Below are 18,702 nucleotides of genomic sequence, written 5' to 3' on the forward strand. Positions count from 1 at the left end.
AGGAGAGGAATAATGAAAACGCTGCTGATCATTGACTCCGGTCTCGGACAGGCTCGTGCCTATATGGCGAAGACCCTGCTGGGCGCGGCGGCACAAAAAGCGCACCTGGATATCATTGATAACCCGGGTGATGCTGAAATGGCGATTGTTCTGGGCGACAAAATCCCCGCGGACAGCGCCCTGAACGGTAAAAAAGTGTGGCTGGGTGATATTAATCGCGCGGTGGCACACCCTGAACTGTTTCTGAGCGAAGCAAAAGGTCATGCGACGGTTTACAGCGCACCTGTTGAGGCGGCGCCGGTTGCCGCCGCTGGGCCGAAACGCATTGTTGCGGTAACGGCCTGTCCGACAGGCGTGGCGCACACCTTTATGGCGGCTGAAGCCATTGAAACCGAAGCGAAAAAACGTGGCTGGTGGGTGAAGGTTGAAACCCGCGGCTCTGTTGGTGCGGGCAATGCCATCACGCCGGAAGAGGTGGCGGAAGCCGATCTGGTGATTGTGGCGGCGGATATCGAAGTGGATCTGGCGAAGTTTGCCGGCAAGCCGATGTACCGTACCTCTACCGGCCTGGCGCTGAAGAAGACCGCGCAGGAGTTTGATAAGGCGCTGGCAGAAGCCAAACCGTATCAGGCAACCGGTGCGGCAAAAACGCCGACCGAAGGCAAGAAAGAGTCTGCCGGTGCCTATCGTCACCTGTTAACGGGCGTGTCTTACATGCTGCCGATGGTAGTGGCGGGCGGCCTGTGCATTGCGCTCTCCTTCGCCTTTGGTATCGAGGCGTTTAAAGAGCCGGGCACGCTGGCGGCTGCGTTGATGCAGATTGGCGGCGGCTCCGCGTTTGCGCTGATGGTGCCGGTGCTGGCGGGCTTTATCGCCTTCTCCATTGCTGACCGTCCGGGTCTGACGCCGGGTCTTATCGGCGGTATGCTCGCCGTGAGCACCGGTTCTGGCTTTATCGGCGGTATCATTGCCGGTTTCCTCGCCGGTTATGTGGCGAAGCTGATCAGCTCGAAGCTGAAGCTACCGCAGAGTATGGAGGCGCTGAAACCTATCCTGATCATCCCGCTGATTTCCAGCCTGGTGGTCGGTCTGGCGATGATTTACCTGATTGGTAAGCCGGTCGCGGGCATTCTGGAAGGTCTGACCCACTGGCTGCAAACCATGGGGACGGCGAACGCGGTGCTGCTGGGCGCAATCCTCGGCGGTATGATGTGTACCGACATGGGTGGTCCGGTGAACAAAGCGGCATATGCGTTTGGCGTTGGCCTGCTGAGTACCCAGACCTACGCGCCGATGGCGGCGATCATGGCGGCCGGTATGGTGCCTCCGCTGGCGCTCGGTCTGGCGACGATTATTGCCCGCCGTAAGTTCGATAAAGCGCAGCAGGAAGGCGGTAAAGCGGCGCTAGTGCTGGGCCTGTGCTTCATCACCGAAGGCGCAATCCCGTTTGCGGCACGCGATCCAATGCGTGTTCTGCCGTGCTGTATCGTGGGTGGTGCGGTGACGGGAGCTATCTCCATGGCGGTAGGTGCGAAACTGATGGCGCCGCACGGCGGTCTGTTCGTCCTGCTCATCCCTGGCGCCATCACGCCGGTGCTGGGTTATCTGCTGGCGATTGTTGCCGGTACGCTGGTGGCAGGCCTGTCTTACGCGGTGCTGAAGCGCCCGGAAGCGGAAGTGGTCGCAAAAGCAGCCTAAAAGCGGTGTCGGGTGGCGGCTTCGCCTTACCCGACCTACAAAAAAAGCCGGGTGCGTAAGCAGCCCGGCTTTTTTTATGCCGCCTGTTCAGCGGTTTGCTGCGCCTTCAGCCAGGCAATCTCTTCCGCCCAGATATCCGGGTTAATGGTTTCGAGCACCATCGGAATACCGTCGAAGCGGGCGTCCTGCATGATAAAGCGGAACGCATCATGGCCGATGTTGCCTTCGCCCAGGCTGTGGTGGCGGTCAACGCGGCTGCCGAACGCGCTTTTCGCATCGTTTAAGTGCATACCGCGAAGGTATTTAAAACCGACAATACGCTCGAACTCCTCGAAGGTATTTTTCGTGGCCTCGGTTGTGCGCAGGTCATAGCCGGCGGCAAAGGCGTGACAGGTATCGATGCACACCCCCACGCGGGATTTATCTTCCACGCCGTCGATGATCGCCGCCAGATGCTCAAACTTAAAGCCGAGGTTGCTGCCCTGACCGGCAGTATTCTCAATCACCGCCGTCACGCCCTGGGTTTTATCCAGCGTCATGTTGATGGACTCGGCGATGCGCGCCAGACAGGCGTCTTCGTCAATCTGCATCAGATGGCTGCCGGGATGGAAGTTCAGCAGCGTCAGCCCCAGCTGTTCACAGCGCTGAACCTCATCCAGGAACGCTTCGCGGGATTTTTCCAGCGCCTCGGCAACCGGGTGACCGAGGTTAATGAGGTAGCTGTCGTGGGGAAGGATTTGGCCAGGCCCGTAGTGGTATTTCTCACAGGCGGCTTTGAAATCATCAATCACTTCAGCGGTGAGCGCTGCGGCGCGCCACTGGCGCTGGTTTTTGGTGAACAGGGCGAAAGCGGTCGCCTCGATTTCGGCGGCGCGAATGGCGGCATTCGCAAGGCCACCGGCAGCGCTGACGTGCGCTCCAACATATTTCATAAAAAGACTCCTGTTAACCCGAAATGCCTATGATAGCGGGTTAACAGGAGAAGGACGAGATGGTTTATGCCAACAGGCTGTGTACCGCAAGGTTAATCGCACCACCGCCAACGATTAGCCAGATGAACAGCACAAGCGCCATCAGCAGCGGTTTCGCGCCGGCTTTTTTCAGCGCGCTGACGTGTGTGGTGACGCCCAGCGCCGCCATCGCCATCGCCAGCAGGACCGTATCCAGCGTCACCAGCATATCCACCATTGCTTTTGGCAGCAGGTGGAAAGAGTTGAAGACAGCGACCACGATGAACAGGATCGCAAACCACGGAATGGTGATTTTGCTTTTCTCGCTGCCGCCTGCCGGAGCAAGCTGTTTAACCCGCGCCGCGAGGAAAATCAGGAACGGGGCCAGCATCATCACGCGCAGCATTTTGGCGATGACCGCCGCGTTTTCCGCTTCCGGGTTAATGGCGTGACCTGCCGCCACCACCTGCGCCACTTCGTGCATGGTTGAGCCGATATAAATGCCGTAGGTTTCCGGACTAAACCAGTGCGCCACCAGCGGATACATGGCCGGATACAGGAAGATCGCCAGCGTACCGAAGATAACTACCGTCGCGACGGCAACCGTGACTTTACTGGCTTCGGCTTTAACGACGGGTTCTGTTGCCAGTACCGCCGCCGCGCCGCAGATGCTGCTACCCGCACCGATCAGCCAGCTGGTCTGTTTGTCCAGCCCAAAGATCTTCTGGCCGATAAAGCACGCCAGTAAAAAAGTGCTCGAAAGGGTCAGGACGTCAATGGCAATCCCGCTGACGCCAACGTCCGCAATCTGCGAAAAGGTGAGGCGGAAACCGTAAAGAATAATCCCGAGGCGCAGCAAATGCTGTTTAGCAAAGATTACCCCGCCGTCGCAGGATTTCCAGATGTGCGGGTAAACGGTATTCCCGACCACCATGCCAAGCAGAATGGCCAGCGTCAGGGCGCTGAACCCTGCGCCGGCAACCGCCGGTATACTCCCGCCCCATAAAGCCACGCCGGTCACCACGGCGCTGAGCGCGAGACCCGGCACGAAGTGCCACACTGTACGATGATGTTGTAAGGTGATTTCTGACATAACCTTCTCCTTTGTCTGGCTAAAGGTTACGGCGCTCTGGCTTAAAAATAAAATTGATTATATATTTATAATCAATCTTTATAAGTGGTAAGCAACCATGCACATTACATTGCGTCAGCTGGAAGTTTTTGCCGAGGTGCTGAAAAGCGGCTCGACAACCCAGGCGTCACAAATGCTGGCGCTCTCGCAGTCCGCCGTTAGCGCGGCCTTGACCGATCTTGAAGGGCAACTGGGCGTTCAGCTTTTCGACAGGGTAGGAAAGCGGCTGGTGGTGAACGAGCATGGCCGCCTGCTGTACCCGCGTGCCCTGGCCTTGCTGGAGCAGGCAACGGAGATCGAACAGCTGTTCCGCGAGGACAACGGCGCTATTCGCGTCTACGCCAGCAGCACGATCGGTAACTACATCCTGCCGGAAGTGATTGCCCGCTACCGCCGGGATTTTCCGACCCTGCCGCTGGAAATGAGCGTCGGCAACAGCCAGGATGTGATCAACGCGGTGATCGATTTCCGCGTGGACATCGGGCTTATCGAAGGGCCGTGCCACAACGTGGATATCATTGCGGAACCCTGGCTGGAGGATGAGCTGGTGGTGTTTGCCTCCCCGGCCTCTTCTTTACTCCAGGGCGAGGTGACGCTGGAGCGTCTGGCGCAGGCGCAGTGGATCTTGCGAGAGCAGGGCTCCGGCACGCGTGAGATTGTCGATTATCTGCTGCTGTCCCATCTGCCGCAGTTCCAGTTAGGGATGGAGTTAGGTAACTCCGAGGCGATTAAGCATGCGGTGCGTCATGGCCTGGGCATTAGCTGTCTTTCCCGACGGGTGATTGCCGAACAGCTGGAGACCGGCTCTCTGGTTGAGATCCCCGTTCCGCTGCCGAAGCTGGTGCGCACGCTGTGGTGCATCCATCATCGTCAGAAACACCTTTCCAGCTCGCTCCAGCGTTTTCTGCGCTACTGCGCCATTTAACGTTCCCCGGTGGCGCTTCGCTTACCGGGGCTATGTGCGCTTATCACCCCACATTTTTATGCTTTACTTATAATCCTGGCCGAGTCATGAAGCTCTCTTATAACTGAGCATTTCTGCCGGAAGCAACGCAGATCGTCTGCTACAATCGCGCCTCATTTATTGAATGGACAGCATTTTCACATGGTTTCAGAAACTAAAACCACAGAAGCGCCCGCGCTACGTCGCGCACTTAAGGCGCGTCACCTGACGATGATCGCCATTGGCGGCTCCATCGGTACGGGTCTTTTCGTTGCCTCTGGCGCAACAATTTCGGCAGCCGGCCCGGGTGGGGCACTATTCTCTTATATCCTGATTGGCCTGATGGTCTACTTCCTGATGACCAGCCTGGGTGAACTGGCGGCATACATGCCGGTGTCTGGTTCCTTTTCGACCTACGGACAAAAATACGTTGAGGAAGGCTTCGGCTTCGCGCTGGGCTGGAACTACTGGTACAACTGGGCGGTGACCATCGCCGTTGACCTCGTCGCCGCACAGCTGGTGATGACCTGGTGGTTCCCGGACACGCCAGGCTGGATCTGGAGCGCCCTGTTCCTGGCGGTCATCTTCCTGCTGAACTACATCTCCGTGCGCGGCTTTGGCGAAGCGGAATACTGGTTCTCTTTGATTAAAGTGGCAACCGTCATCATCTTTATCGTCGTCGGTGTGGCGATGATCGTTGGTATTTTCAAAGGGGCTGAACCGGCGGGCTGGAGTAACTGGACTATAGGCGATGCGCCGTTTGCCGGGGGCTTCTCGGCGATGATTGGCGTGGCGATGATTGTCGGCTTCTCCTTCCAGGGTACCGAGCTGATTGGTATCGCGGCCGGTGAATCCGAAAACCCGGAGAAGAACATTCCGCGCGCGGTGCGTCAGGTGTTCTGGCGTATCCTGCTGTTCTATGTGTTCGCGATCCTGATTATCAGCCTGATCATTCCGTATACCGACCCAAGCCTGCTGCGTAATGATGTGAAAGACATCAGCGTCAGCCCGTTCACGCTAGTCTTCCAGCACGCGGGTCTGCTCTCTGCCGCGGCGGTGATGAACGCGGTGATCCTGACGGCGGTACTGTCTGCGGGTAACTCCGGGATGTACGCCTCCACCCGCATGCTCTACACCCTGGCCTGCGACGGTAAAGCGCCGCGTATTTTCTCGAAACTGTCTCGCGGTGGCGTGCCGCGCAACGCGCTGTATGCGACCACGGTGATTGCGGGTCTCTGTTTCCTGACCTCCATGTTCGGCAATCAGACGGTCTACCTGTGGCTGCTTAACACCTCTGGTATGACGGGCTTCATTGCCTGGCTGGGCATTGCCATCAGCCACTACCGTTTCCGTCGCGGGTACGTCAAGCAGGGTCATGATCTGAATAATCTGCCGTACCGGTCAGGGTTCTTCCCGCTGGGGCCGATCTTCGCCTTCGTTCTGTGCCTGATTATTACCCTGGGTCAGAACTATGAGGCCTTCCTTGCGGACACCATTGACTGGGGCGCCGTCACGGCCACCTATATTGGCATTCCGCTGTTCCTGATCATCTGGTTTGGCTACAAACTGACGAAAGGAACACGCTTCGTTCGCTACAGTGAAATGGATTTCCCGGAACGATTTAAACAATAACCGCACTTCCTCTCTTTTAGCCCGCTCAGTTGAGCGGGCTTTTTTATGGGCAGATCAGAAGCTGTAGGTCATGCCGACGGTATAGCGACGGCCATCCAGCACGGTGTCATACGTATCGTAATCAATCTGCTTATCGAGCACGTTATACACACCGGCAGTAACCAGCAGGTTTTTGTTGGCGTTGTAGCGCATACCGACATCAACCTGAGTGTAGGACGGCGTACCCTGGGACATTGACGTGCGGCTCAGGTACTCAGACGTTTTACCGCGCAGGTTCAGACGGCTCCAGAATCCGACATCTGGCGTCGCCTGCCAGTCCAGGGTGGTGTTGAACATGTGTTTCGGCATTTTGTTCAGTGGCTTGCCGGAGAACTGGCCGCTCTTCTGCTCAGACTCCGTATAGGTGTAGTTTGCAGTCCAGTTCACATCGCGCGTGATTTTCCACCCGAAGGAGGACTCCACACCGCGCATGTTGGCTTTGTCCACGTTGACGCGATCGCTGACGAAATCATAGCTGTGATCGCCAATCGTACAGGCGGGATCGGCGCTGCTGTTACAGCGGCGAACTTCCGTAATCTTGTCCTTGAAGTCGGTATTAAACAGCGTTACGCCGGCATTCAGGTTATCGTTGTTATCCCAGAGCAGGGCGAGCTCTTCGCTCAGGCTCTTCTCTGGTTTCAGATCCGGGTTGCCAACGATGATACCGTCAAGACGGCCGCCACCCGTTACCTGGCCCCAGCTGGCAGACGACTGACGCAGATCCGGCGCACGATAGCCAGCCGAAACCCCGCCTTTTAACGTCCACTGATCGGCCAGGTGCCATACGCCGTAACCGCGCGGCGTCCAGTTAGTACCGTAGTTTTGGTCTTTGTCCATACGCAGGCCGCCGGTCAACGTAAAGCTTTCCGTCATTGCCCATTCATCTTCGGCAAACAGGGCCCAGCTCCAGCGCGTCAGTTTGTTCAGGCCGTCAGCAGCTTCCAGCTGATTACCCTTGTCGCGCAGTTTCTCATAACGATACTGCCCGCCGAGGGTCAACGTATGATCGCCGAGGAAAATCTGGTTCTGGTTGTTGAAGGTGGTGTTATAGGAGCGCATTTTGCGACCTGGATTATTGGTCTCTTCCTGCTGGATATAGCTGGTGGTATTGAAGTCGTCGTAATACCCGCTGTGCGTTAAGGAGTAGGTCGTGTGCTCATAGCGCGAGTCGCTTTTGGTATTTGGCGTACAGGTTGTTCCCCGGCAGGTTTCAGCCGCTTTCGACATCCCCGGGGTGCTGTTTCTGTCCTGAAGCTCGCGAGCAAAGTCGAGGTCGAAATCGTTCTTCTCGTCCGGCGTGAAGTTCAGCGTAATGCCACCGTTACGCATTTTCTGCTCGTTATAGCCGTTCACGATTTTATCTTCTGCGCGGCGTGACAACAGCCCCGTCACTTTTGCGCCCAGCAGTCCGTCGATCAGGGGACCAGAAGCGTAGGCGTTGGTCTGGAAGATATCGCCGGAATCATTGTTTTCCTGGAAGGTCGCATCGCCATGCAACGAACCGGTCCAGGCTTTAGTGTTCGAGACTTTTTTGGTAATGACGTTAATTACGCCACCCATAGCATCGGAGCCGTAAAGCGAGGACATCGGGCCGCGGATGACCTCGATGCGCTCAATGGACTCCAGCGGCGGCAGCCAGCCTTGTTCAATACCCGAGTTGTCGCTGTTGGGGCGGGTGCTTCGCGTACTGACGCGTTTGCCGTTCACCAGGAACAGGGTGTACTGAGAGGCCATGCCGCGAATACTGATATCACTGCTGCTCCCGCCGCCAGTGACGACAACGCCCGGGACGTCTCTCAGGGCATCGGTAACATCACGGTAGGCTTTATCTTCAATCTGCTGTTTTGAAATCACAGAGATGGAGGCGGGGGCATTCTGGATTTTTTGTTCAAAACCCGTCGCGGTGACGACAACGGTGTCCTGATCGGCTGCGTGAACGAAGGGGGAACATGTGGCAGCGCCAATGGCGACGGCCAGGAGCTTAATGCGCGGTATTGTCATTTGTACATTCCGTATAAAAATGAATAAAACTCCATCGGGATAACCCTGAGAACTGTATGTTTTTGTCTTGTAAGAACTCTTTGAGATGGAGAAGAGCCTGGAATTGTACAAAAGAATGTAGAATTGTAAACACAAATGATAATTGAAATCATTTGTGTTTGGGTGTCGGCGACAGAAATCAGGCTGGATTCAAGCGGATAGAAGTATGTAAAGAGGGGGAGGGGAAGACCCGGTAGGCAGGAGGCGCTACCGGGCAAAAGGCGGAACTTATCTGAACAGATGCTCCGCATGGAAGCGGAGATGATCCTCAATAAAGGACGCCATGAAGTAATAGCTGTGGTCGTATCCCGGCTGAATGCGCAGCGTTAGCGGCCAGTCCTTCTGGCGCGCGGCTTCCGCCAGCACCGCAGGCTGTAGTTGTCCGGCGAGGAACTGATCCGCATCGCCCTGATCGATAAGCATTGGGATCGCATTCACCGAATCGCTCGCCAGCATCAACGCGCAGCTGTCCCATTCCTGCCATTTTTCTGCATCTTCACCCAGATAGTGCGTAAAGGCTTTTTGCCCCCACGGCACCTGCGTTGGGTTCACAATCGGCGCAAATGCGGACACGCTGGTGTATTTCCCCGGATTTTTCAGCGCCATTATCAGCGCCCCGTGGCCCCCCATCGAATGTCCGCTTATCGCGCAGCGCTCGCTGACCGCGAACTGAGAGTGCACCAGGGCAGGCAGTTCATCGCGAATGTAGTCATACATGCGGTAATGGCTCGCCCACGGTTGTTCCGTGGCGTTGAGATAGAACCCGGCGCCTTTACCCAAATCGTATCCGGCATCGTCGGCCACGTCATCGCCACGCGGGCTGGTATCTGGCATCACCAGCGCAATGCCCAGTTCGGCGGCAATACGCTGGGCACCCGCTTTGGTGGTGAAGTTTTCGTCGTTGCAGGTCAGGCCTGAAAGCCAGTACAGCACCGGTGGATTGTCCGCAGGGGGCAGGAAAATGCTGAACGTCATAGCACAATTCAGCGTGGTGGAGTCGTGCCGCCAGCGCTGCTGTCGACCTTTAAAACAACGATGCTCTTCGAGCAGTTCCATGCAGGGCTCCTTAAAGGTAAGACGATTCATAAAACGCATAATACAGAGTTTTCATTGACCTGTGAGCAACTTTCACTTTCGCAGGACGGCGAGATGTTGCATCATAAATTTACTTTTCTTTAACAATTGGAGCGATCATGGCGCTGCGTATCGCGCTCAGCGGATTTGTGGTTCTGGTCGTGGCGATGGGGATAGGGCGCTTCGCCTTCACGCCTCAGGTGCCGCTGATGATAGCCGCCGGGCAACTCACGCTTACCAGCGCGGGGCTGGTGGCGGCAATGAACTATCTGGGCTATCTGGTGGGGGCATGGGATGCCATGCGCGCCCATCGCTTCGTTGAAACGCGTCTCTGGCTTGGCATCACCGGTGCGGTGGCGCTAACGCTGCTCTCCGCGGCGGCAGATAATGCCGTTGTTCACGGTCTGCTGCGCTTTGTGATCGGCTGCATGAGCGGCTGGTCGATGGTGCTGATTGCCGCCTGGACCAACGAGCGGCTGGGGCAGCTGGGCAAACCGGGACTCAGTGCGGCCGTCTTTGCCGGACCCGGGGCCGGCATCGCCCTGAGCGGCCTGCTGGCGGTCTATATTCAGGCGAAATCCTTGTCCGCCGGGGCGGCATGGCAAATCTACGGCGTACTGGCGCTGGTGCTGATTGTGCTGGTGGCGCGCTACCTGCCGCGGTCCGGGCAGCTCCATCGGCCCGGTACCGCGCCTGAACCGCTGCTGCTGACCGCAGATCTCAAGCGTCTGGTCTGGAGCTACAGCCTGGCAGGGTTCGGCTATATCCTCCCGGCGACCTTTTTATCGCAAATGGCGGCGGTGCGTTTTCCCGGCAGCCTGTTTGCCCAGTTTGTCTGGCCGATATTTGGCGCCGCCTCGGTGGTGGGAATTGCGCTCAGCATTGCCCTGCGGCATACATCAAGCGCTAACCGCAGGCTGGCGATTGTTCTGTGGTTACAGGGGATTGGCGTGCTGGCGGCCTGGCTGCTGCCGGGCATAGGCGGCTTGCTGACGGGTGGGCTGCTGGTGGGCGGCGGGTTCCTCTGCGCCGTGCAGCTCTCTCTTTTGTACGGTCGCGAGCTGGCGCCAGACCACACGCGTTATATGGCGGGACTGCTCACCACCGGGTATGCCATTGGTCAGCTGGTGGGTCCGGTCACGTCGGCACTGTCGACCTGGCTCACGCATCGGCTGGAACCTGCGCTGGGGCTGGCGGGGATCGCGCTGTTCGTTGGCGGAGCGTTAGTCTGGAACCGTCAGGCTGAAAGGCAACAGCAATTGCAATAATTATCGTCGTGAATACTGGATTATGTGCGTCGCCTCACGCACAATGAGCGCACACTTTTGCCACAACGAGGGCAAAAGACGCCACACCTGCAGGAGAAAAGAATGTCATCACTCAGTAAAGAAGCAGCCCTTGTCCATGAAGCGCTGGTTGCGCGCGGTCTTGAAACGCCACTGCGCCCGCCCGTGCAGGAGCTGGACAATGATACCCGCAAGAGTCTGATCGCCGGCCATATGACGGAGATCATGCAACTGCTGAATCTCGATCTGAGCGACGACAGCCTGATGGAGACGCCGCACCGCATCGCGAAGATGTACGTCGACGAAATTTTCTCCGGCCTGGATTACGCGAACTTCCCGAAAATCACCGTCATTGAAAATAAGATGAAGGTCGATGAGATGGTGACGGTACGCGATATCACGCTGACCAGCACCTGCGAGCATCACTTTGTGACCATCGATGGTAAAGCGACGGTGGCCTATATTCCAAAAGATACGGTCATTGGCCTGTCCAAGATCAACCGCATCGTGCAGTTCTTTGCCCAGCGTCCGCAGGTGCAGGAGCGTCTGACGCAGCAGATCCTGACCGCACTGCAAACTCTGTTGGGTACTAACAACGTGGCAGTGTCTATCGACGCGGTGCACTACTGCGTGAAAGCGCGCGGCGTGCGTGATGCAACCAGCGCAACCACCACCACTTCGCTGGGTGGCCTGTTCAAATCGAGCCAGAACACCCGCCAGGAGTTCCTGCGCGCCGTGCGTCACCACAACTAATCAGACAGGGCAGGGACCATGGAGCGAAACGTCACGCTCGATTTTGTTCGCGGCGTCGCCATTCTCGGTATCCTGCTGCTGAATATCAGCGCCTTCGGTCTGCCGAAGGCCGCTTATCTGAATCCTGCGTGGTATGGCGACATCACGCGCAGCGACGCCTGGACGTGGGCAATCCTCGATCTCTTTGCACAGGTTAAATTCCTGACCCTCTTTGCGCTTCTGTTTGGCGCGGGACTTCAGCTTCTCCTTAAACGCGGTACGCGCTGGATCCAGTCGCGTTTAACGCTGCTGGTTATCCTCGGTTTTATTCACGGGCTGCTGTTCTGGGACGGCGATATTCTGCTCGCGTATGGTCTGGTGGGGCTGATTTGCTGGCGGCTGATCCGCGACGCGCCCGGTGTGAAAAGCCTGTTTAATACCGGCGTGATGCTCTATGTCATGGGACTGACCGTGTTATTGCTGCTTGGCATGATTGCCGATGCTTCCACCAGTCGTTCATGGATCCCGGATGCGGCCAACCTGCAATATGAGCAGTTCTGGAAGCTGAAAGGCGGCATGGAAGCGATAGGCAACCGGGCCGATATGCTCGGCGATAATCTGCTGGCGCTGGGCGCGCAATACGGCTGGCAACTGGCGGGGATGATGCTGATGGGCGCAGCCCTGATGCGCACCGGCTGGCTGAAAGGGGAATTTAGCCTGCGACACTATCGTCGTACGGGAGCAGGGCTGGTGCTGCTCGGCGTGATCATCAACCTCCCGGCGGTGATGATGCAGTGGCATCTTCAGTGGGATTACCGCTGGTGTGCATTCCTGTTGCAGGTGCCGCGCGAACTGAGCGCGCCGTTCCAGACTATTGGCTATGCGGCGCTGATCTACGGCTTCTGGCCCCAGCTTTCCCGCCTGTGGATCGTCAGTGCGGTGGCCTGCGTTGGGCGGATGGCGTTAAGCAATTACATCCTGCAAACGCTGATATGCACCACGCTTTTCTACCGATTCGGCCTGTTTATGAAATTCGACCGCCTGACGCTGCTGGCGTTTGTTATTCCGGTCTGGATTGTTAACGTGGTGTTTTCGGTTATCTGGCTGCGTTTTTTCCGCCAGGGGCCGCTGGAATGGGCATGGCGACGGTTAACCGTCCGTGCTTCGGGCGTGTCATTGCGTAATACATCCAGATAACGATCTGGATCACAATCATTAACAAAACGGATGTAAGCGTTTTCATCTGTGTGAGCTTCTTCACGTAGTCTCCTCTCTCTCGCTGCCAGAATAGCCACCTTGCTAAACACAGGGGGTGTCTGTGAGTTGCTGCAATCCTTTAAAGGGTGGTGAATATGATCACCATTCGTGACGTCGCCCGCCAGGCGGGTGTTTCTGTTGCTACTGTCTCCCGCGTGCTGAACAACAGTGCGCTGGTCAGCCCTGAAACGCGTGAAACCGTAATGAAAGCCGTGACCCAACTGGGGTACCGGCCAAACGCTAATGCCCAGGCGCTGGCGACGCAGGTCAGCGATACCATTGGCGTAGTGGTGATGGACGTGTCGGACGCCTTCTTCGGCGCGCTGGTCAAAGCGGTGGACGTCGTTGCCCAGCAGCACCAGAAATATGTGTTGATTGGCAACAGCTATCACGAGGCTGAAAAAGAGCGTTATGCCATTGAGGTACTGATCCGCCAGCGCTGTAACGCCCTGATTGTGCACTCTAAAGCCCTGAGCGATGAAGAGCTGGCCGGGTTTATGGAGCAAATCCCCGGCATGGTGCTGATCAATCGTATCGTCCCCGGCTACGCGCACCGCTGCGTCGGTCTGGATAACATCAGCGGCGCGATGATGGCGACGCGGATGCTCATCAGCAACGGCCATCAGCGCATTGGTTATCTGGCCTCCAGCCACGGTATTGAAGACGACATGATGCGCCGCGAGGGCTGGCAAAACGCCCTGAAAGAGCAGGGCATTGCGCCGCTGGAAAGCTGGGTAGGTACCGGTTCGCCGGACATGCAGGGCGGTGAAGCGGCAATGGTGGAACTGCTGGGGCGTAATCTTCAGCTGACGGCCGTGTTTGCCTATAACGACAGCATGGCGGCAGGTGCGCTTACCGCGCTGAAAGACAACGGCATTGCGGTGCCACAGCATTTATCGCTGATCGGCTTTGACGATATCCCGATTGCCCGTTACACCGATCCGCAGCTGACAACGGTGCGTTACCCCATTGCGTCGATGGCGAAACTGGCGACAGAGCTGGCGTTACAGGGGGCGGCAGGGCTGTTAGATCCTGACGCAACGCATTGTTTTATGCCGACTTTAGTTCGCCGCCATTCGGTCGCTATCCGACAAACTGTGGCTCCGATCACTAACTGATAACATCACGTGATGTAACCGTTTTCAATCTGTGAGTAAATTCACAGTATCTTAACAAGCCGCTGTCTATGATGTCAGCGTTTTAGGGGCTGAAACACAATGTAACGGTGATTATTCACTTTTACCGTTACCAGCATGCCTCAAACAACGAATAAAACGCATTTCTGGAGCGTTACCGAACACGGAAGCTGGACATTTTATAAGTGAACTTCGGCGATCAGTAACGTTTTATTAACATCTGCCCGCCGACCGTTTTTCACAAGAACTACCCTGCATAAAAAAAACCGGAGATACCATGAATAAGAAGGTGTTGACTCTGTCTGCTGTCATGGCAAGCATGCTTTTTGGCGCAGCAGCGCACGCAGCGGATACCCGTATTGGCGTGACTATCTATAAATACGACGACAACTTCATGTCCGTTGTGCGTAAAGCAATTGAAAAAGATGCTAAATCAGCGCCAGACGTGCAGCTGCTGATGAATGACTCCCAGAATGACCAGTCCAAACAGAACGATCAGATTGACGTTCTTCTGGCAAAAGGCGTGAAAGCGCTGGCTATCAACCTGGTTGACCCGGCGGCGGCAGGCACGGTGATCGAGAAAGCGCGCGGCCAGAACGTGCCAATTGTCTTCTTCAACAAAGAACCTTCCCGTAAGGCGCTGGACAGCTACGATAAAGCGTATTACGTGGGTACCGACTCCAAAGAGTCCGGGATTATCCAGGGCGATCTGATTGCGAAACACTGGGCGGCGAACCCGAACTGGGATCTGAACAAAGATGGTCAGATTCAGTTCGTTCTGCTGAAAGGCGAACCGGGCCATCCGGATGCTGAAGCACGTACCACCTACGTTATTAAAGAGCTGAACGACAAGGGCCTGAAAACCCAGCAGCTGGCGTTAGACACCGCAATGTGGGACACCGCTCAGGCGAAAGATAAGATGGACGCGTGGCTGTCTGGTCCGAACGCCAACAAAATTGAAGTGGTCATCGCCAACAACGATGCGATGGCAATGGGTGCGGTAGAAGCGCTGAAAGCCCACAACAAATCCGCCATTCCTGTATTCGGTGTGGATGCCCTGCCAGAAGCGCTGGCGCTGGTGAAATCTGGCGCTATGGCCGGTACCGTGCTGAACGATGCCAACAACCAGGCGAAAGCCACCTTCGATCTGGCGAAAAACCTGGCCGACGGTAAAGGCGCCGCTGACGGGACTAACTGGAAAATTGACAACAAAATCGTTCGCGTTCCTTACGTGGGCGTAGACCAGTCCAACCTGGCTGAGTTTATCGGTAAATAAGTTATCTGCATTGTCTTCACTGGGCGCAATTCGTTGCGCCCTTTTATAACGCGATATGCGAGGCCAACAAGGTATAATTATGGTCAGCACAACTACTCAATCGTCCGGTGAATACTTGTTGGAAATGACCGGTGTCAACAAGTCATTCCCCGGTGTTAAGGCGCTCGATAATGTTAATTTAAAAGTTCGTCCACACTCTATTCATGCGTTAATGGGTGAAAACGGTGCGGGTAAATCAACATTATTAAAATGCCTCTTTGGGATCTATCAAAAAGATTCTGGCAGCATTCTTTTTCAGGGAAAAGAGATCGACTTCCATTCAGCGAAAGAAGCGCTGGAGAACGGTATCTCGATGGTACACCAGGAATTAAACCTGGTTCTGCAACGTTCAGTTATGGATAATATGTGGTTGGGTCGTTATCCAACCAAAGGTGTCTTTGTTGATCAGGATAAAATGTATCGCGACACCAAAGCCATTTTTGATGAGCTGGATATTGATATCGACCCGCGCGCACGCGTCGGGACATTATCCGTTTCCCAGATGCAGATGATCGAAATTGCCAAAGCGTTCTCCTATGATGCGAAAATCGTGATCATGGATGAACCGACATCGTCATTAACGGAAAAAGAGGTTAACCATCTTTTTACCATTATTCGTAAGCTGAAAGATCGCGGCTGCGGCATTGTCTATATCTCACATAAAATGGAAGAGATCTTCCAGCTGTGCGATGAAATCACCATCCTGCGCGACGGCCAGTGGATCGCCACCCAGCCGCTGGAAGGGCTGGATATGGACAAGATCATTGCCATGATGGTTGGCCGTTCTCTGAACCAGCGTTTCCCGGATAAAGAAAACAAGCCAGGCGAAGTGATTCTGGAGGTGCGTAACCTGACCTCGCTGCGTCAGCCGTCTATCCGCGATGTCTCTTTCGATCTGCACAAGGGGGAGATCCTTGGCATCGCAGGGCTGGTGGGCGCCAAGCGCACCGATATCGTGGAAACCCTGTTTGGTATCCGTGAGAAAGCCGAAGGCACCATTACGCTGCACGGTAAGAAGATCAACAACCACAACGCCAACGAAGCCATTAATAATGGCTTTGCGCTGGTGACGGAAGAGCGTCGTTCCACCGGTATTTACGCTTATCTGGATATTAACTTTAACTCGTTAATTTCTAATATTCGCAATTATAAAAATAAAGTCGGGCTGCTGGATAATTCCCGCATGAAGAGCGATACCCAGTGGGTGATTGACTCCATGCGCGTGAAAACGCCGGGCCACCGCACGCAAATTGGCTCACTCTCGGGAGGGAACCAGCAGAAAGTCATTATTGGTCGCTGGCTATTAACCCAGCCTGAAATTCTGATGCTGGATGAACCTACGCGCGGTATCGACGTGGGTGCAAAATTTGAGATTTACCAGCTGATCGCCGAGCTGGCGAAAAAAGATAAAGGGATCATTATTATTTCTTCCGAAATGCCGGAATTGTTAGGGATCACAGACCGTATTCTGGTTATGAGCAATGGTCTCGTTGCCGGTATTGTTGAAACCAAAACGACAACGCAAAACGAAATTTTGCGTCTTGCGTCTTTGCACCTTTAAGATCAGGGGCTCCTCATGAGTGCGTTAAATAAAAAAAGTTTTCTCACTTATCTGAAAGAAGGCGGTATTTACGTTGTTCTTTTAGTCTTGCTGGCGATTATTATTTTCCAGGACCCTACGTTCTTAAGTCTGCTGAACTTGAGTAACATTCTGACCCAGTCTTCCGTACGTATTATTATCGCGCTTGGCGTGGCGGGACTTATCGTTACCCAGGGGACTGACCTTTCGGCAGGGCGCCAGGTGGGTCTGGCGGCGGTCATTGCGGCAACCCTGTTGCAGTCGATGGAAAACGCCAACAAGGTGTTCCCGGAGATGGCGACCATGCCGATTTTCGTGGTGATCCTGATCGTGTGCGCCATCGGCGCGGTAATTGGCCTGATTAACGGCATCATCATTGCTTACCTGAACGTTACGCCATTCATCACCACGCTTGGCACGATGATCATCGTTTATGGTATCAACTCCCTGTACTACGATTTCGTCGGCGCGTCTCCAATCTCTGGCTTCGACAGCGGCTTCTCGACCTTCACGCAGGGGTTTGTTGCGCTGGGCAGCTTCCGTCTCTCCTACATCACCTTCTATGCGCTGATTGCGGTGGCGTTCGTCTGGATCCTGTGGAACAAAACCCGCTTCGGTAAAAACATCTTTGCTATCGGCGGTAACCCTGAAGCGGCGAAAGTATCCGGGGTCAACGTGGCTCTGAACCTGCTGATGATTTACGCCCTGTCCGGGGTCTTCTACGCCTTCGGCGGGATGCTGGAAGCGGGCCGTATCGGCTCTGCAACCAACAACCTCGGCTTTATGTACGAACTGGATGCGATTGCAGCCTGCGTGGTTGGCGGCGTCTCCTTCAGCGGCGGCGTGGGGACCGTGCTGGGCGTGGTGACCGGTGTGATCATCTTCACCGTTATCAACTACGGCCTGACCTACATCGGCGTGAACCCCTACTGGCAGTACATCATCAAGGGCGCCATCATCATCTTCGCGGTTGCGCTGGATTCACTGAAGTACGCGCGTAAGAAGTAAGATCTTCAGAATGAAAAGGCCCGCTCACGTAGCGGGCCTTTTTTTGCCCGGTGGCGCGACGCTTACCGGGCCTACAAAATCGCGATCGTAGGTCGGGTAAGGCGAAGCCGCCACCCGACAAAAGTTATTACTTCTTCTGAATTTCCAGCAACTGCTCTGGCGTTACCGCCGGGTAACCCTGTGCATTCTCCGGCACTTCGTGCATCGTTGGGATCGGCACCAGCGGGCCTAAAAAGCGCGGTTCACGTTTGAATAAGTACAGGTCAGCCAGCGCGCCAAAACGAGCGCCAAACTCACGTACGCGCACGCTCAGCATATCCTTTGGCGATGGCACCGCATAACACTGCGCCTGAATGCCCATATGCAGGGCGATAAACAGCGCCCGCTCGCAGTGGAAACGCTGGGTAATGATGATGAAATCATTGGTGTCGAACACCTTGCGGGTACGCACGATGGAATCAAGCGTGCGGAATCCGGCGTAGTCGAGCACGATATCGGCTGGGTCGACGCCTGCGGCAATCAGATCTTTGCGCATCGTCACCGGCTCGTTATAGCTTTGCAGCGCGTTATCGCCGCTCAGCAGCAGATAGTTCACCTTGCCGCTGTTATAGGCGTTCAGCGCGCCCTGAATACGATACCGGTAATACTGATTTATGACGCCAGTGCGGTAATACTTGGCGGTGCCAAGCACCACACCAACCTGACGGTAGGGGAGATCCTGTAGGTCATCAAAAATGTAGGGGGCTGTTTTCCAGCTCATCCAGCGGTCGAGACCCAGCACGATCAACAGCAGTATGCCGACCAGGACAGACAGGCTGTAAAACACGCGCTTTAACATGCAGATGGCTCGTACCGATGATGAAATTTCCCTCAGGCTACTG

The 18,702-nt window shown here is 55.6% G+C and carries 15 protein-coding genes; 10 read left to right on the forward strand and 5 right to left on the reverse strand.

The features are described 5' to 3' along the window. Positions 1 to 12 precede the first annotated feature (12 nt). Complete coding sequence (gene fruA / locus SK54_RS09480) at positions 13 to 1,698, forward strand: PTS fructose transporter subunit IIBC (protein WP_032103241.1); 1,686 nt, start codon at positions 13 to 15, stop codon at positions 1,696 to 1,698. 74 nt (positions 1,699 to 1,772) lie between these two features. Here fruA and nfo read toward each other — a convergent pair whose 3' ends face one another. Together nfo and SK54_RS09490 are read right to left on the reverse strand one after the other, a co-directional pair. Continuing rightward, positions 1,773 to 2,630, reverse strand: a complete 858-nt coding sequence (gene nfo / locus SK54_RS09485; RefSeq protein WP_017693043.1) for a deoxyribonuclease IV — start codon at positions 2,628 to 2,630, stop codon at positions 1,773 to 1,775. Positions 2,631 to 2,694: 64 nt separating this feature from the next. Next, positions 2,695 to 3,741: a YeiH family protein gene (locus tag SK54_RS09490; protein ID WP_017383388.1), complete on the reverse strand. Its 1,047-nt coding sequence runs from the start codon at positions 3,739 to 3,741 to the stop codon at positions 2,695 to 2,697. Between the two features lie 97 nt (positions 3,742 to 3,838). Here SK54_RS09490 and yieE point away from each other — a divergent pair, with 97 nt between their 5' ends. Together yieE and SK54_RS09500 are read left to right on the forward strand one after the other, a co-directional pair. Continuing rightward, complete coding sequence (gene yieE, locus SK54_RS09495) at positions 3,839 to 4,705, forward strand: DNA-binding transcriptional regulator YeiE (protein WP_017383387.1); 867 nt, start codon at positions 3,839 to 3,841, stop codon at positions 4,703 to 4,705. Between the two features lie 180 nt (positions 4,706 to 4,885). Then, on the forward strand, positions 4,886 to 6,355 hold the full coding sequence (locus SK54_RS09500) for an amino acid permease (RefSeq protein ID WP_006811308.1): 1,470 nt from the start codon (positions 4,886 to 4,888) through the stop codon (positions 6,353 to 6,355). A gap of 54 nt (positions 6,356 to 6,409) precedes the next feature. On the opposite strand, the gene SK54_RS09505 is transcribed toward SK54_RS09500, so the two are convergent. Together SK54_RS09505 and fghA are read right to left on the reverse strand one after the other, a co-directional pair. Then, positions 6,410 to 8,395, reverse strand: coding sequence for a ligand-gated channel protein (locus SK54_RS09505; RefSeq protein WP_015572315.1), 1,986 nt, complete (start codon positions 8,393 to 8,395; stop codon positions 6,410 to 6,412). A 267-nt stretch (positions 8,396 to 8,662) separates the two neighbouring features. Beyond that, complete coding sequence (gene fghA, locus SK54_RS09510) at positions 8,663 to 9,490, reverse strand: S-formylglutathione hydrolase (protein ID WP_048247084.1); 828 nt, start codon at positions 9,488 to 9,490, stop codon at positions 8,663 to 8,665. Between the two features lie 137 nt (positions 9,491 to 9,627). Between fghA and SK54_RS09515 the strand changes: the two genes are divergently transcribed. The 7 genes from SK54_RS09515 (at position 9,628) to mglC (ending at position 17,821) form a co-directional block, all read left to right on the forward strand. After that, positions 9,628 to 10,776 (forward strand): YbfB/YjiJ family MFS transporter, encoded by a 1,149-nt coding sequence (locus tag SK54_RS09515; protein ID WP_017383385.1) that lies wholly within the window; start codon positions 9,628 to 9,630, stop codon positions 10,774 to 10,776. Between the two features lie 102 nt (positions 10,777 to 10,878). Further along, a complete protein-coding gene (gene folE / locus SK54_RS09520) occupies positions 10,879 to 11,547 on the forward strand; it encodes a GTP cyclohydrolase I FolE (RefSeq protein WP_015572317.1) in 669 nt (222 codons plus the stop codon). Positions 11,548 to 11,565: 18 nt separating this feature from the next. Then, positions 11,566 to 12,723, forward strand: coding sequence for a DUF418 domain-containing protein YeiB (gene yeiB, locus SK54_RS09525; protein WP_048247085.1), 1,158 nt, complete (start codon positions 11,566 to 11,568; stop codon positions 12,721 to 12,723). Positions 12,724 to 12,878: 155 nt separating this feature from the next. After that, positions 12,879 to 13,901: an HTH-type transcriptional regulator GalS gene (gene galS, locus SK54_RS09530; protein WP_003859324.1), complete on the forward strand. Its 1,023-nt coding sequence runs from the start codon at positions 12,879 to 12,881 to the stop codon at positions 13,899 to 13,901. 295 nt (positions 13,902 to 14,196) lie between these two features. Beyond that, the gene (gene mglB, locus SK54_RS09535) at positions 14,197 to 15,195 is read left to right on the forward strand and encodes a galactose/glucose ABC transporter substrate-binding protein MglB (protein ID WP_017383382.1); all 999 of its coding nucleotides are present in this window, start codon (positions 14,197 to 14,199) and stop codon (positions 15,193 to 15,195) included. Positions 15,196 to 15,274: 79 nt separating this feature from the next. Then, positions 15,275 to 16,795 (forward strand): galactose/methyl galactoside ABC transporter ATP-binding protein MglA, encoded by a 1,521-nt coding sequence (mglA, locus tag SK54_RS09540; protein ID WP_003859320.1) that lies wholly within the window; start codon positions 15,275 to 15,277, stop codon positions 16,793 to 16,795. Between the two features lie 15 nt (positions 16,796 to 16,810). After that, on the forward strand, positions 16,811 to 17,821 hold the full coding sequence (mglC, locus tag SK54_RS09545) for a galactose/methyl galactoside ABC transporter permease MglC (protein ID WP_003859318.1): 1,011 nt from the start codon (positions 16,811 to 16,813) through the stop codon (positions 17,819 to 17,821). A gap of 127 nt (positions 17,822 to 17,948) precedes the next feature. On the opposite strand, the gene sanA is transcribed toward mglC, so the two are convergent. After that, entirely contained in the window at positions 17,949 to 18,659 is a 711-nt protein-coding gene (gene sanA, locus SK54_RS09550) for an outer membrane permeability protein SanA (RefSeq protein WP_017383381.1), read from the reverse strand. Between the last annotated feature and the right edge of the window lie 43 nt (positions 18,660 to 18,702).

The sequence above is a fragment of the Enterobacter sp. MGH120 genome (genome assembly GCF_001037725.1).
In the GTDB taxonomy this organism is placed as follows: Bacteria; Pseudomonadota; Gammaproteobacteria; order Enterobacterales; family Enterobacteriaceae; genus Enterobacter; species Enterobacter hormaechei_C.

What these genes read in the sequence shown, in the direction of transcription:
- fruA (WP_032103241.1), top strand. Translation starts at nt 13, where the DNA reads ATGAAAACGCTGCTGATCATTGACTCCGGTCTCGGACAGGCTCGTGCC.
- galS (WP_003859324.1), top strand. Translation starts at nt 12,879, where the DNA reads ATGATCACCATTCGTGACGTCGCCCGCCAGGCGGGTGTTTCTGTTGCT.
- SK54_RS09490 (WP_017383388.1), bottom strand. Translation starts at nt 3,741, where the DNA reads ATGTCAGAAATCACCTTACAACATCATCGTACAGTGTGGCACTTCGTG.
- sanA (WP_017383381.1), bottom strand. Translation starts at nt 18,659, where the DNA reads ATGTTAAAGCGCGTGTTTTACAGCCTGTCTGTCCTGGTCGGCATACTG.
- fghA (WP_048247084.1), bottom strand. Translation starts at nt 9,490, where the DNA reads ATGGAACTGCTCGAAGAGCATCGTTGTTTTAAAGGTCGACAGCAGCGC.
- mglB (WP_017383382.1), top strand. Translation starts at nt 14,197, where the DNA reads ATGAATAAGAAGGTGTTGACTCTGTCTGCTGTCATGGCAAGCATGCTT.
- mglA (WP_003859320.1), top strand. Translation starts at nt 15,275, where the DNA reads ATGGTCAGCACAACTACTCAATCGTCCGGTGAATACTTGTTGGAAATG.
- yieE (WP_017383387.1), top strand. Translation starts at nt 3,839, where the DNA reads ATGCACATTACATTGCGTCAGCTGGAAGTTTTTGCCGAGGTGCTGAAA.
- mglC (WP_003859318.1), top strand. Translation starts at nt 16,811, where the DNA reads ATGAGTGCGTTAAATAAAAAAAGTTTTCTCACTTATCTGAAAGAAGGC.
- SK54_RS09515 (WP_017383385.1), top strand. Translation starts at nt 9,628, where the DNA reads ATGGCGCTGCGTATCGCGCTCAGCGGATTTGTGGTTCTGGTCGTGGCG.
- yeiB (WP_048247085.1), top strand. Translation starts at nt 11,566, where the DNA reads ATGGAGCGAAACGTCACGCTCGATTTTGTTCGCGGCGTCGCCATTCTC.
- SK54_RS09505 (WP_015572315.1), bottom strand. Translation starts at nt 8,395, where the DNA reads ATGACAATACCGCGCATTAAGCTCCTGGCCGTCGCCATTGGCGCTGCC.
- nfo (WP_017693043.1), bottom strand. Translation starts at nt 2,630, where the DNA reads ATGAAATATGTTGGAGCGCACGTCAGCGCTGCCGGTGGCCTTGCGAAT.
- folE (WP_015572317.1), top strand. Translation starts at nt 10,879, where the DNA reads ATGTCATCACTCAGTAAAGAAGCAGCCCTTGTCCATGAAGCGCTGGTT.
- SK54_RS09500 (WP_006811308.1), top strand. Translation starts at nt 4,886, where the DNA reads ATGGTTTCAGAAACTAAAACCACAGAAGCGCCCGCGCTACGTCGCGCA.